This window comes from Sphingobacterium rhinopitheci, assembly GCF_022627575.1.
GTDB lineage: Bacteria > Bacteroidota > Bacteroidia > Sphingobacteriales > Sphingobacteriaceae > Sphingobacterium > Sphingobacterium rhinopitheci.
In genome coordinates, this window is record NZ_JADEYQ010000003.1 from 214,965 (window position 1) to 228,027 (window position 13,063).

Below are 13,063 nucleotides of genomic sequence, written 5' to 3' on the forward strand. Positions count from 1 at the left end.
TAACAATGTCAAATAGCTTTATAAATAGAGAAGACATCAATCAAGCCCTCGAAACATTAAAAAACGGAGGGCTAATCTTATATCCAACAGATACAATATGGGGTATTGGCTGCGATGCGACGAATCCAGAGGCAATAGAAAAAGTCTTTGCTCTCAAGGGAAGAGACAAAAGCAAAAGCATGCTAATACTGTTACATAATGACAATCAACTAGCAAGTTATGTAAAGGATATCCCTGAGGTAGCTTATGAAATGATTGAAGCTATGGATAGCCCCTTAACAATTATATATTCAGGGGCAAAAAATATAGCTCCTAATGCAGTAGCTGAGGATGGATCGATAGGTATACGCATCGTTAATCATCCATTTTGTCAACAATTATTGCAACGTTTCAGAAAGCCTATTATTTCTACATCAGCAAATATCAGTGGTGAGCCATCAGCATTAACATTTGAAGACATCACCTCATCGATAAAAAATGGAGTAGATTATATTGTTGAGTACGGACAAAAAGACCATCAAAAAGGGAAACCTTCGATGATAATGAAACTGGACCCAAGTGGTAAATTTGATTTTTTACGTAAATAAAATAACATGAAAAAATTAGTTACTTTTTGCATTGCGTTATTAGCAATGAGCACAATTGCTACAGCACAGCAAAATATTACCCCTGCAAAAGCTGGTGTAACATATGGTAAAGCTATCGATAAAAAGAAAGCTGTTACAGTAAAAACATTAGAATCAACGCTAGCAAAAGCAGATACGTACAACGGAAAAATCGAAGGAGAAGTAATCGGCGTATGTAAGAAAAAAGGATGTTTTCTTACACTTAAACGTGAAGGATCTGCCGATCCTATTATGGTTCGTTTTACAGATTATGGTTATTTTGTTCCCGAAGATATCGTAGGAAAAACTATCGTAGTTGAAGGCAAAGCTAAAGTAAAAGAAACTACTGTAGAATGGCAAAAACATTACGCGGAAGACCAAGGTAAAAGCAAAGAAGAAATTGCTAAAATCAAAGCACCAAAAAGAGATATTAGCATTGTCGCTGACGGTGTTTTAGTGGTTAAATAATTTTCTTAACATCAACATAAAGCTGCTTAATTTCTGTTAAGCAGCTTTATTATTTGATTTTTATAACAATATTGGCAAAGGTTAATAAAGTCATGTGTATCTTAGCTATATGAAACTGTTTAGTACCACGCCTTGCCAAACCATTAATGCAAGGGGCAAGCTCCTTTCTTTCAAAAAACCTTTAATAATGGGTATTTTGAATATGACACCTGATTCTTTTTTTGACGGTGGAAAGAACAAAAACCTTGAAATAGCACTATCTAATGTTAAACAAATGATAGATGATGGTGCAGATATTATTGATATAGGTGCATACTCTTCTAGACCCGGTGCTCCATTGATATCTTCACAAGAAGAAATAGATCGCTCCGTCCCTATCATCAAGCATATTAGAGCCGCATATCCCAATATCACACTATCAATAGACACATTTAGAGCAGATGTTGCTGAAGCAACGGTAAATGCAGGAGTAGATATTATTAATGATATATCAGGTGGCAGTATAGATACAAATATGTTTGCTACAGTAGCTCGTCTACAGGTTCCTTATATTCTTATGCATATGCGTGGCACTCCAGAGACAATGCAGAGCATGACTACATACAACGATATAGTAACCGATATAAGTACTTATTTTGGTAAAAAAATAAGTACATTAAGATCTTTAGGTGTAAAAGATATTATATTAGATCCCGGATACGGGTTTTCAAAAACCGTAGATCAAAATTATGAATTACTAAAAAGGGTTGATGAATTCCAATATTTAGGATTACCAATATTAGGTGGAATTTCGCGTAAATCAATGATCTACAAAAAACTAGGTATTACACCTCAAGAATCCTTAAATGCAACTACTGCACTTAACACAGTATTACTCGAAAGAGGAGTACAAATATTGAGAGTTCACGATGTAAAAGAAGCGAAAGAACTAGTACACTTATTCTTTTAACCAGTATATACTATGAAGAAAAACAAAGATATTATCACCATTGGCTTTGCACTATTTGCCATGTTTTTTGGTGCAGGCAACTTACTTTTACCGCCATTTATTGGAATTCAGATAGGCGACCACATTTGGGTTACTATATTAGCCTTTGGATTAACAGGCATCTTACTTCCTTTTCTAGGTATTCTATCAATCGTAAAATCAGGAAACAATATTCAAGATCTTGGAAATAGAGTACATCCCTATCTAGCACCTATCTTGGGTTTTATCATCATGCTATGCATAGGTCCATTAATTGCGATTCCACGTACAGCTGCGACAACATATGAAATAGGTATTTTGCCATCATTCCCTAATTGCCCACCTATACTAGGCTCACTTATTTTCTTTGTAATCACCTGGGTATTAACTATCAGACCTTCAAAAGTCGTTGATATTATAGGCAATATATTAACCCCAGCATTACTCATACTTCTACTAGTATTGATAGTGATAGGCATCGTAAATCCTATAAGTAATTATAGCAGTTCTTCATTTACAGCCTTAGAATCCTTTAGTTTAGGATTTACGGAAGGCTACCAAACATTAGATGTATTAGCCTCTGTAATATTTGCAAGTATTATTATAACAGCAAGCATAGCAAAAGGATATCATAGTGTGAAGGAAAAAAGTACCGTTGTAATTGCATCTGGAGCACTATCGTCAATTTGTTTATTGATTATATATGGAGGCTTAATTTATTTAGGCAGCACATCGGGTATTTCGGATACTAACATAAGCCGCTCTGCATTACTAATACATATCGCTAAAAGTACATTAGGCGAATATGGTATGATTGCGATAGCTATAAGCATTGCTTTAGCATGTTTAACAACATCCATTGCATTAACCTCTGCTGTAGGTTCTTTCTTTTCAGACCTATCGGGGGGTAGAATACGCTACAAAACATTAGTAACAATATGTTGCTTATTATCTGCTGCACTATCGATTACAGGCGTAGATAATATTATTAAATTTGCCTATCCACCCTTAGCTTTTGTATACCCTATTGTTATCACTTTAGTATTATATATTGTGTTATTCGGTAATATCGTTAAATCTAAATTACCTTATATAGGAGCTATATTAGCATCAACAATAATCGGAATTATAGCTGTATTAAAGATTTTTGGTCTACTAAATAATGAAACAATTAGTATACTTAATAAAATACCTTTCTTTGCAATGGATTTAGGCTGGGTCGTACCTTCAATTATAGGATTTATAATAGGTTTGGCAATCAGTAAAAAAAAGGAAGAAACTATTGCTTAATACTAAAAAATAACCTACAAAAAAACGAGCAAAGATATATTGTCTTTGCTCGTTTCAATTATATATTTTACTTAATCGTAAAAATTATCTTACCGTACTACCCGGTTGGATTCCAGCGTTAGGATTTACAAAGTCTAAACGACCATCTCCATCTTCAGCCATCAGGATCATACCCTGAGATTGAATCCCTTTGATTTCGCGAGGTTCTAAATTCACTAAAATAGAGACTTGCTTGCCGATGATATCTTCAGGCTTAAAGAACTCGGCAATTCCTGAAACTACCGTACGATGATCAATACCTGTATCGATAGTTAATTTCAATAGTTTCTTAGTTTTAGCCACTTTTTCAGCCTCGATAATCGTACCTATACGAATATCTAACTTCATAAAATCATCAAAAGTAATATTTTCTTTTGCTGGAGCTGCTGTTATTACTTTAGCATTACTTGCTTTTGCCTCTGCTAATTTGGTCAATTGCGCTTCTACTTGCTCATCAGTGATTTTCTCAAATAATAGTTGAACAGCACCTAACTGTTGTTCAGTAGCAATTAAATCAGAGCTCCCCGCTTTATCCCATCCTTTTGCTTCCAAATTCAACATATCAAATAACTTAGTCGCAGACTTAGGTAAGAAAGGTTGTGCCAATATCGCTAAGTTAGCGACTATTTGTGTAGCTACATTCAACACAGTTTTAACACGTTCAGGATCCTCTTTGTATACTTTCCAAGGCTCTTCATCCGCTAAATATTTATTCCCCAAACGCGCTGCATTGATAAATTGACTCATCGCCTCTCGGAAACGATAATTGCCAATAGATTGTTCTATTAAAGCAGGATATTTTTCTAACTCAGCGAATACCGCTTTGTCCGTATCATTATAAGGTGAACCTATCAATACTTTGCCATCAAAATATTTGTGTGATAATACCATCACACGATTCACAAAATTACCTAATATAGCTACAAGTTCATTATTTACACGAGATTGAAAATCTTTCCATGTAAACTCACTATCTGAAGTTTCGGGTAAAATTGATGTCAAAACATAACGTAATTCATCTTGTTTACCAGGGAATTCTTCAAGGTATTCGTGCAACCAAACAGCATGATTACGTGAAGTAGATAATTTATCGCCTTCCAAATTTAAGAACTCATTCGCAGGCACATTATCTGGCAATATATATTCCCCATGTGCATGTAAAATGGCAGGAAAAATAATACAGTGGAATACAATATTATCTTTACCAATAAAATGAATCAACGTAGAATCATCTTCTGGATTTGCTTGTTTCTTCCAATAATGCTCCCAGTTTTTATTATTATCGATAGCCCATTGCTTAGTAGCCGAAATATAGCCAATAGGCGCATCCAACCACACATACAATTTCTTACCTTCAGCTTCTGCCAATGGAACATCTACCCCCCAGTCTAAATCACGTGTCATAGAACGTGGCTGTAGCCCAGATTTCAACCATGATGAGCATTGACCAAAGACATTGGATTTAAGTACCTCTTTTTTGCCTTCAATCAACCATTTTTCTAACCACGGTTGATATTTATCTAAAGGCAAATACCAATGTTTTGTTTCTCTTAATATGGGTGTCTTACCACTCAAGGTCGATTTAGGCTTGATCAAATCTGTAGGGCTCAATGAAGTACCACATTTCTCACATTGATCACCATAAGCACCTTCAGCAGAACAATTAGGACAAGTACCAGTAATATATCTATCTGCTAAAAATTGATTAAACTCTTCATCATAATACTGCTCAGAAATTTTCTCTATAAATTCACCTTTTTCATAAAGATTTAGGAAAAACTCTTGCGACAATTCATGGTGAATAGGCTCAGATGTACGGTGATAGATATCAAAAGAAATTCCAAACTCCTGAAAAGAATCTTTAATTTGCTTGTTGTATTTATCAATAATATCCCGTGGTGTTAAACCTTCTTTTTTAGCTCTAATCGTAATTGCTGCACCATGTTCATCCGACCCACATACATAAACTACATCTTTATTATTTAGACGCAAAAAGCGCACAAAAATATCACCTGGAATATAAGCTCCAGCCAAGTGACCTATATGCAAAGGACCATTTGCATAAGGTAATGCTGAAGTAATCGTATAACGTTTTTTAGACAAATTGCTCAAGATATTGTATTTTTAGAAGTTAATACTTAAACTGTAAAATTGTTTGCAAAGATAACTCAATTTGTGGTCATTCGGTGCAAAATATTCTATAAAACTTATGAAGAGTTATAGTATCAATAAATGAAAATAATAATCTGATAATGAGCACACCTACATATTTAAAAAAAGGCGATAAAATTGCCGTATTATGTCCAGCCAGCTATATATCTGTTGATCTATCTCCAGCATATGCTATATTGAAAAGTTGGGGATTAGAGGTTGTCGTTTATGCTTCTGTAGTATCCCAAGAGCATCAATTTGCTGGCAATGATGATTTGCGTGCAGAAGATTTACAAAAAGCCTTAGATGATCCCGAGATAAAAGCAATTATAGCGGGGCGCGGCGGGTATGGCTGTGTCCGTATCATAGATAGCATAAATTTTGAAATATTTTGTAAAAACCCTAAATGGATAGTAGGATTCTCAGACATCACCGTACTTCATAGTCATATTCAAAACAACTACCAGATCCCTACTATACATGGTCAGATGGTTAAATCATTTTTAGATGGAACTCCTGAATCCTTAGAAACCTTACGTAAAGCTCTATTTGGAGAAGGTAACGACCTAAGTTATATTTCTAATAGTGAATTACCAAATCGGGAGGGAGAAGCTACAGGTATACTAACAGGTGGTAACTTAGCAATATTGCAAAGTATAATATCATCAGATTCTGATATTGATTACACTAATAAGATCTTATTTATAGAGGATGTTGGTGAATCATATTATAATATTGATCGTATGCTATGGACACTAAAAAGAGCTAAAAAACTAGAAAATCTACGCGGACTTATTGTTGGTGGTTTTACTGATTTAAAAGACTCAGATCCTTCATTTGGACAAAATATTGAAGGAATTATAATGGATAAAGTTGCTGAATACAATTACCCAGTAGCATTTGGATGTCCCGCAGGACACATCGAAAACAATTTAGCTATAGTATTGGGGAGGGAAATAATATTAAAAACAGAAAAAAATAATGTAGATATCCAATACATTTAATAAGGGAAAGCAATCAATCAACATAATACGTTTACTAATTACTCTATAAGAAAATATTTTTTTCAACAGTGTCAATTATACACCAACGTAACATACGACGAAAAGAGACTATTAATCAAAATATTAGGGATAAAATAATTGACCAAGTTCTCAAATAAGAGAATTTCACATTTGTAGGAGGAAGAATAATATCAGGAAAATAATATATAATTACAGCCTAATAAAAAATTAAAACAAACATATATTATCCTAATAAAATAAAAACACATCATATCTGTTTTAAGACAAATTATATTTATTTCAAAAAATAAGACCATTTAACAAAAAAAAAATAAAATTATTACCTCCTACCGATATTTCCATACTAAAAGGATGCTATCATAATTTTTTTTGTAAAAATAAAACATGTTAATTCTAATGTATATTAAGTTTATACCTTAGTCGCATAAAATAAATTATGCATCATGGCTTTACAAGAGATAGGAATAAAAAGTAAAAGATATGATTTACAATCATTTGGATTCAAAAATAGTATAATAAACTGGAACTTAGATTCTACTGTACTTACTGAAAAAACAATTGAACTTAATCAGGGAGTACTGAATGATACTGGCGCATTATGTGTCAATACAGGGAAATTTACAGGTCGTTCACCAAAGGATAAATTTATTGTTAAAGATTCAATAACAGAAAATACAGTAGATTGGGGAGATGTAAATATCCCTATTTCCTATGATACATATAGTAGCCTAAAAAGCAAAATGATTGCTTCGTTGGAAGGTACCGAAATATGGGGTAGAAATTGTTACGCAGGAGCAGATCCATTATATAAATTGAATGTTACTGTAATTAATACAACTCCATGGGCAAATTTATTCTGTGGCAATCTATTTATTAATCCAAGTAATAAAGAATTAGAAGAATTCGAAAAAGGATGGTTGATTCTCCAAATACCAACATTTGAAGCTGTACCTGAAATCGATGGTACAAGATCCCCTAATTTTACGATAGTAAATTTTACAGAAAAAGTAATCCTTATTGGCGGAACAGCATATACAGGAGAGATGAAAAAAGGGATATTCTCCGTTTTAAATTTCATCTTACCACATGAACATCAAGTATTACCGATGCACTGCTCTGCAAACGAAGGAAGAGAAGGTGATGTATCATTGTTCTTTGGATTGAGTGGGACAGGTAAAACTACATTATCAGCAGATGCTACACGTTCACTAATAGGGGATGATGAACATGGCTGGGCAGAGAAATCGATATTCAATTTTGAGGGAGGTTGTTATGCTAAAGCAATCGACTTAAGTGCAGAAAAAGAACCTGAAATATATGGTGCTATTCGACCAGGCGCATTATTAGAAAATATAGCTTTTTTCCCGAATACAAATAGCGTAAATTTTGCAGATAAGTCTATTACGGAAAACACACGTGTCGCATACCCTATTAGCTATATTCCAAATGCAAAAGTACCATCTATAGGAAATACACCTAAAAATATATTTTTTTTAACATGTGATGCATTTGGGATACTACCGCCGATATCCAAACTAACAAAGCAACAAGCAATGTATCATTTTATATCAGGCTATACTGCGAAAGTGGCAGGTACTGAAATAGGTGTAAAAGAACCACAAACTACATTTTCAGCATGTTTTGGCCGTGTATTTTTACCATTGCATCCTACTAAATATGCGGAACTATTAGGTGAAAAATTAGAAAAGCATCCTGAAGTAAACGTTTGGTTGATAAATACCGGCTGGACAGGTGGAAAATATGGCGAAGGGAAGCGAATGAGCTTAAAATATACACGTGCAATGATCAATGCCGCTATACATGGAGAATTAGACAATGTAAATTATATTGCTGATCCAATATTTGGAGTATTAAAGCCAGAGACATGCCCAAATGTACCTACAGAAGTATTAAAGCCACGATCAACATGGAGTGATGGAGAAGCATATGACAGACAAGCACTTGCATTGGCCCAATTATTTGTCAATAACTTCAAGCAATACGAAGATCAGGCTAGTAAAGAAATATTATCTGCTGCTCCGAAAACATCGATTTAAGTACAAACTATACAAAAAACGGGATGTAAATTATATACATCCCGTTTTTTCTTAAAATACTTTACTATGCCAGCTATCTTTAAATGGTATTTCCCATTTAGTGGCTAATTCATCCGAATTTTGTATAATATTATTAAATACAATTGTATCTGCATGTACAGATCCTTCTTGTATAAGAGATTCAAATTGAACTCGATTTACTAATTGAACAATGCCATCATCAGAACGGAAAGAAACTTTCATACGATCAAAAAAATCAACATTAAACGTAGTACCCAAAGACTTCAAAAAATTCACTGATTTATCAATAGAGCAACCAGTTACGCCAGCTTGGCTTTCATCGACTTCTAATATAATAAAAAGACGATCACGAACAGTTGCTTTTCCTGCCAATTCAGAACCATGAGCCGTCCAAGAATTAACAAAAGAGTTCAATTCTGTAGTTATAGCAGCTACTTCAGAATCTGACAAAAAACGATCCGCTTGATATACCCAAACTCTATTCATAATATATAATTAATTAACGTAATAAGGAGATATCATCAAATAAACAATCACTCCAGTAACAGCGACATACAACCACATTGGATAGGTAATACGGGCCAATTTTTTATGTCTTTCATAAGCTCCAGCAATACCTCTTACAAAAGTAAAAAGTACAAAAGGAATAATAATAACAGAAAGAATGATGTGAGTAATCAAAATAAAGAAGTAAACATAACGAATAAATCCTTCACCACCATAAGAAGTAGAAATAGAAGTCATATGATAAGCTACATACATCAGCAAAAAAAGTGATGAAAATACCATACAGACTTTAATCAAATTCTCATGCAATTTAATATTCCCCTTCTTTATTGCCAGTACAGCACAAAACAGCAATATAGCCGTTAAACCGTTGATCGTAGCGTAGATCGGGGGTAAGAAACTCAAAGGCTTTACATCATATCCTAATTTTTGCAGGTTAACGCCAAATAAAGCTGCAACAGCTATAGGTATAATAATAGATAAAGCCCAAATAATACCTTTATATTTTTTTTCTTCTTCAGTCATTGCCATATTACTTCTTTTCTATTTTTAGAGGATTATTTCTAATTTCCTCTACAATTTGAACTTTTATTTCGTCCTGCAAACGCGCGATATCCGTTTTCAAATTAATATCATAAAAACCACGAATTCTATTTTCTGTATCCAACAAAATAAAATTGTTACCAAAAATAAAATTATTGGATTGGTTAGGATCCTTAAATGCATCTATAAGAAAATTATTACGTGCATATTCCAGAAAATTACCGTGAGAACCTAATATATACCAATTGGGGTTACTACTACCTACATATTTGCGGTGAATATCATCCAATACTACATTTCTATCGGTAGTATCTAAAGATATAGAATAGAACTTAATCCTGTTATTGTGAGAAAAACGTTCTGCCACACCTTTCAAATTGGACAGCATCGTAGTCGATAGACCTTTATCATTAGAATAAAACAAATGTACAATACTAATAATAGAATCTTGATCGAATGCCGTAATACTATCCCCTGCACTATTTAACAAAATTACAGGCTTAATAGCATGATAGACAGTATCTGGAATCTCTCTACCCATTTTTCGGTTCATTTTTCCCGAAAGAACTTTTTCACCATAAATTGATAATTTCAGATATTCATTAGACCCAATTTTATTAAGCCCTACATACAAAAATCCTGGCACTAGTAGTACTATTGCCAGGATAATTACGGTTGATATATTTTTTTTTCTATTTGTACTACCCATTATTATTTATTAGGAAATACCGGTTGATGATTCATATCACCTAATAAGTAGTGACCTTCTAATAACATCAAAACAATAAAATAAATAATAAATAAAAATACTACTAAACAACATACGATAAAGCTTTTTTTCTCGAATTTCAAGTGCATAAAGTATGCTACAATATAATAAGCTTTAATTATTGTTAATACAATATAAAATATATTTAAAGCGATACCTTTTTGTACGATCCCCCAATGGTGTACAAAGCCTAAGGCTACTAAAAATTCAATCGCTGTTAAGAACAATAATATACCAAAAACTTGCCAAATGCGTTTAGTATCTAAACCTTCACCATGTGCATGCGCATCATGTGTATCTAATGTATGATCGTGGTTTGCCATTTCTTTGAATAATTTTAAAAGTAATTAATTAGATTAAGTAGAAGAAAGTAAATACAAATACCCATACTAAATCTACAAAGTGCCAATAAAGACCAACTTTTTCAACCATTAAATATGTACCTCTGTTCTCAAATGTATTATTCAATGTCATAAAAAGAATAATAATATTTAAAAGGATACCTATTGAAACGTGGAATCCGTGAAATCCAGTAATAGTAAAGAATAAATTAGAAAATTGTAAAGCAGCTGTATAAGAGATCTCTTTAGTAAAATATGGCTCTAATGCAGTAGCAATTGCAGCAGGATCCGTTAATCCAGTAGCTGGATTTTGTCCAAACCAAAAACCTACATGATGTAAGTGAGACCATTCTAAAGCTTGACAACCTACGAATAAAATACCGCCTAAAATTGTCCATAACATCCATTTAACAACTTCATGTTTGGAGTTACGATGTCCTGCTTCTACAGCTAAAACCATAGTAACGGAAGACAAGATCAAAATAAAAGTCATAATACCTACGAAAACCAAAGGTTGACCAGAATCAGCGATTCCAGGAACTGATTGGAAAATCTTATCTGCATCAATCCATGTTGGCTGCGCAAATTTTTGAGCACCATAATAAATTAAAAATGCAGAAAATGTAAAAGCATCTGACACTAAGAAAAACCACATCATGATTTTTCCATACTCTAAGTTCCAAGGTGACTTACCACCACTCCATGGTCCGTCCTTAACCTTATCCAATTGTGATATAGTTGTACTCATTATTTACTATTATTGATTCAAAAGTAAGAAAACATATATATAAATCCATAAAAGATCTAGAAAATGCCAAAAAATTGTTGCTAGATCCATTCTAAACACATTATTATCTTGTGGAATCTGCTTTACAACGCCTAAATATACACGTAATAATACAAATAATCCAACTACAATGTGTGCCAAGTGTAATCCCGTAAAGACATAAATAAAAGATTGAGATGCATTATTATTTATAAAAAATACACCTTGCTCCGTCATTACATTCCACGAGTCAACTTGAAAACCAAAGAAAATAATTCCTAATACAATAGTTATAATAAGCCATAACTTTTGCTTAGCTGCATTATCTTGTTTGGCAGCCTTGTGCGCTAATGTTATCGTCAAACTACTCAATACAATAGCTAATGTACTGTAGATGAAAGTTTGCGGTAAAATAGTTTTAATTCCTTTATCAACTCCACTAGCTGTATAAACTATAAAACCACTAGAAAGCGCTGCAAACATCATGAACATACCAATCATACCCAACCATAAGTTGAATTTCTTAGCTTTACGCACCTGTTGCAACTCTATTTGTTTTAAATTGTTAGCTTCCATTTATATTATTTAAAAGGAATAAAATCAAAAAGTAATACTAATTGTGTCACTGGAAGGTACAAAAATGAAGTATACATTACTTTTTTTGCTGATACATCAGTTTGCTCTTTGTAGTGCTTATAGCCATACCAAGCAAACATGAAACCACCCAAAATGGCCACTATAGTAAAAGTCCAACCTGCAAACCCATAATACATAGGTAAATAAGATGCAGGTATCATTAATACACCAGATAAAAATATCATTAGTGCAGAGAATGAATCTTTTTTTGTTGTCGGTAATAATCGAATACCAGCTGCACGATAATCGTCATCAGCTACCCATGCAATAGCCCAAAAATGTGGAAATTGCCATAAGAACTGAATTACAAATAATACAAATGGTGTAATTACAATAGCTGACTCACTAATTGCTGCATATTCGAAACCAAAACCTGCAGATTTAAAAGCAGCATAATAACCAATTAATGGCGGTAAAGCTCCCGGTATAGCACCTACAAAAACCGCTATAGGAGATTTTTGTTTTAAAGGTGTATATATAAATGCATAAAGAAATATCGAAAATACAGACAATAATCCTGTTAAGAAGTTCAATTGAACTAAGACTAAAGTACCTGCAATACCCATAAATAAACTAAGAACCAGCGCTTGACCATTTGTCATACGACCCGAGGGCAGCGGACGGTCCATGGTTCTTTTCATCAGCTTATCAATATCTTTCTCGATAATCTCATTAAACCCGTTTGCAGAACCAGTAACTAAAAAACCACCAAATGTTAATAGTAACCAATTATACCAGATAATTTCACCCTGTTGAGTAGCACCGATCAAAAAAGAGACCGAAGCTGAAAATACAACAGTTAACGTTAATCGTAATTTTACTAATTTGTTAAAATCAGAAATAAAAGTTTTCATCTTTAGATAATCCTCCTTGTTGTT

At 33.3% G+C, this 13,063-nt stretch carries 14 protein-coding genes; 6 read left to right on the plus strand and 8 right to left on the minus strand.

Annotated features, from left to right (window positions below; genetic code table 11):
- Window positions 1-5 precede the first annotated feature (5 nt).
- The 4 genes from IP023_RS05765 (at window position 6) to brnQ (ending at window position 3,330) form a co-directional block, all read left to right on the plus strand.
- Window positions 6-587: an L-threonylcarbamoyladenylate synthase gene (locus tag IP023_RS05765; RefSeq protein WP_241789309.1), complete on the plus strand. Its 582-nt coding sequence runs from the start codon at window positions 6-8 to the stop codon at window positions 585-587.
- A gap of 6 nt (window positions 588-593) precedes the next feature.
- Window positions 594-1,073, plus strand: coding sequence for a DUF4920 domain-containing protein (locus tag IP023_RS05770; protein ID WP_241789310.1), 480 nt, complete (start codon window positions 594-596; stop codon window positions 1,071-1,073).
- Between the two features lie 187 nt (window positions 1,074-1,260).
- Window positions 1,261-2,022 carry a dihydropteroate synthase gene (gene folP / locus IP023_RS05775; protein WP_317224534.1) on the plus strand — a complete coding sequence of 254 codons (762 nt, stop codon included), beginning with the start codon at window positions 1,261-1,263 and terminating at the stop codon, window positions 2,020-2,022.
- Between the two features lie 12 nt (window positions 2,023-2,034).
- On the plus strand, window positions 2,035-3,330 hold the full coding sequence (gene brnQ / locus IP023_RS05780; protein WP_241789312.1) for a branched-chain amino acid transport system II carrier protein: 1,296 nt from the start codon (window positions 2,035-2,037) through the stop codon (window positions 3,328-3,330).
- 84 nt (window positions 3,331-3,414) lie between these two features.
- Here the strand turns inward: brnQ and metG are convergent, their stop codons facing one another.
- Window positions 3,415-5,481, minus strand: coding sequence for a methionine--tRNA ligase (gene metG / locus IP023_RS05785; RefSeq protein ID WP_241789313.1), 2,067 nt, complete (start codon window positions 5,479-5,481; stop codon window positions 3,415-3,417).
- Window positions 5,482-5,621: 140 nt separating this feature from the next.
- Here metG and IP023_RS05790 point away from each other — a divergent pair, with 140 nt between their 5' ends.
- Together IP023_RS05790 and pckA are read left to right on the plus strand one after the other, a co-directional pair.
- Window positions 5,622-6,524 carry a S66 peptidase family protein gene (locus IP023_RS05790; protein WP_241789314.1) on the plus strand — a complete coding sequence of 301 codons (903 nt, stop codon included), beginning with the start codon at window positions 5,622-5,624 and terminating at the stop codon, window positions 6,522-6,524.
- A 464-nt stretch (window positions 6,525-6,988) separates the two neighbouring features.
- Window positions 6,989-8,602, plus strand: coding sequence for a phosphoenolpyruvate carboxykinase (ATP) (gene pckA, locus IP023_RS05795; protein ID WP_241789315.1), 1,614 nt, complete (start codon window positions 6,989-6,991; stop codon window positions 8,600-8,602).
- Between the two features lie 51 nt (window positions 8,603-8,653).
- Here the strand turns inward: pckA and IP023_RS05800 are convergent, their stop codons facing one another.
- The 7 genes from IP023_RS05800 to cyoE are packed head-to-tail and all read right to left on the minus strand — an operon-like array spanning window position 8,654 to window position 13,039.
- Window positions 8,654-9,109 (minus strand): ABC transporter ATPase, encoded by a 456-nt coding sequence (locus IP023_RS05800; protein ID WP_241789316.1) that lies wholly within the window; start codon window positions 9,107-9,109, stop codon window positions 8,654-8,656.
- Window positions 9,110-9,118: 9 nt separating this feature from the next.
- Entirely contained in the window at window positions 9,119-9,661 is a 543-nt protein-coding gene (locus IP023_RS05805; RefSeq protein ID WP_241789317.1) for a DUF420 domain-containing protein, read from the minus strand.
- A 1-nt stretch (window position 9,662) separates the two neighbouring features.
- On the minus strand, window positions 9,663-10,382 hold the full coding sequence (locus IP023_RS05810) for an SCO family protein (protein WP_241789318.1): 720 nt from the start codon (window positions 10,380-10,382) through the stop codon (window positions 9,663-9,665).
- Between the two features lie 2 nt (window positions 10,383-10,384).
- Entirely contained in the window at window positions 10,385-10,765 is a 381-nt protein-coding gene (locus IP023_RS05815; RefSeq protein WP_241789319.1) for a cytochrome C oxidase subunit IV family protein, read from the minus strand.
- Window positions 10,766-10,793: 28 nt separating this feature from the next.
- On the minus strand, window positions 10,794-11,531 hold the full coding sequence (locus tag IP023_RS05820) for a cytochrome c oxidase subunit 3 (protein ID WP_241789320.1): 738 nt from the start codon (window positions 11,529-11,531) through the stop codon (window positions 10,794-10,796).
- 9 nt (window positions 11,532-11,540) lie between these two features.
- Complete coding sequence (locus IP023_RS05825; protein WP_241789321.1) at window positions 11,541-12,125, minus strand: cytochrome c oxidase subunit 3; 585 nt, start codon at window positions 12,123-12,125, stop codon at window positions 11,541-11,543.
- Window positions 12,126-12,130: 5 nt separating this feature from the next.
- Window positions 12,131-13,039, minus strand: coding sequence for a heme o synthase (gene cyoE / locus IP023_RS05830; RefSeq protein WP_241789322.1), 909 nt, complete (start codon window positions 13,037-13,039; stop codon window positions 12,131-12,133).
- Between the last annotated feature and the right edge of the window lie 24 nt (window positions 13,040-13,063).

Coding starts and splice junctions, on each gene's coding strand:
- IP023_RS05800 (WP_241789316.1), bottom strand. CDS start 9,109: ATGAATAGAGTTTGGGTATATCAAGCGGATCGTTTTTTGTCAGATTCT.
- IP023_RS05770 (WP_241789310.1), top strand. CDS start 594: ATGAAAAAATTAGTTACTTTTTGCATTGCGTTATTAGCAATGAGCACA.
- IP023_RS05825 (WP_241789321.1), bottom strand. CDS start 12,125: ATGGAAGCTAACAATTTAAAACAAATAGAGTTGCAACAGGTGCGTAAA.
- IP023_RS05815 (WP_241789319.1), bottom strand. CDS start 10,765: ATGGCAAACCACGATCATACATTAGATACACATGATGCGCATGCACAT.
- IP023_RS05790 (WP_241789314.1), top strand. CDS start 5,622: ATGAGCACACCTACATATTTAAAAAAAGGCGATAAAATTGCCGTATTA.
- IP023_RS05810 (WP_241789318.1), bottom strand. CDS start 10,382: ATGGGTAGTACAAATAGAAAAAAAAATATATCAACCGTAATTATCCTG.
- IP023_RS05820 (WP_241789320.1), bottom strand. CDS start 11,531: ATGAGTACAACTATATCACAATTGGATAAGGTTAAGGACGGACCATGG.
- pckA (WP_241789315.1), top strand. CDS start 6,989: ATGGCTTTACAAGAGATAGGAATAAAAAGTAAAAGATATGATTTACAA.
- IP023_RS05805 (WP_241789317.1), bottom strand. CDS start 9,661: ATGGCAATGACTGAAGAAGAAAAAAAATATAAAGGTATTATTTGGGCT.
- cyoE (WP_241789322.1), bottom strand. CDS start 13,039: ATGAAAACTTTTATTTCTGATTTTAACAAATTAGTAAAATTACGATTA.
- IP023_RS05765 (WP_241789309.1), top strand. CDS start 6: ATGTCAAATAGCTTTATAAATAGAGAAGACATCAATCAAGCCCTCGAA.
- brnQ (WP_241789312.1), top strand. CDS start 2,035: ATGAAGAAAAACAAAGATATTATCACCATTGGCTTTGCACTATTTGCC.
- folP (WP_317224534.1), top strand. CDS start 1,261: ATGGGTATTTTGAATATGACACCTGATTCTTTTTTTGACGGTGGAAAG.